We start from the raw sequence: 319 nt of genomic DNA, 5'->3' as shown, positions 1-319 counted from the left end.
CGGCAAGGTCATCCGGCCGTTCCGTCAGCGTCCCGGCCGAGACCCCGGCGCTGGCGATGACGACGTCGGCGCCGCCTTCACGCGCGATGAAATCAAAGGCGGCCGCGGCCAGTGCCGCATGGTCCGTCACGTCGACGGTGTAGATGTGGTGACCGGCGGAGAAGGGCAGCGCGTGCAGGGCATCCGCGCGGTGCCGTCCTCGGCCTGCTGGGCCGCCGCGCCGCTGCCCAGCACCCGCAGCCCATAAACCCCCGTGACCACAAAAAAACCCTCGACCTGACCGCCCAAACGGCACAGGCCCCCGCCGCCATTTGTTTTA

General features: G+C 69.6%; 1 protein-coding gene. It reads right to left on the bottom strand.

The annotated features are described in order from the left end of the window. Positions 1 to 126 precede the first annotated feature (126 nt). On the bottom strand, positions 127 to 319 hold a 193-nt coding region (locus ACEN88_RS34985), incomplete at its 5' end, for a hypothetical protein (protein WP_413347024.1).

The organism is Massilia sp. CT11-108 (genome assembly GCF_047302915.1).
GTDB classification, from domain to species: domain Bacteria; phylum Pseudomonadota; class Gammaproteobacteria; order Burkholderiales; family Burkholderiaceae_D; genus Telluria; species Telluria orientalis.
This window is presented reverse-complemented; position numbering and strand designations above follow the sequence as displayed.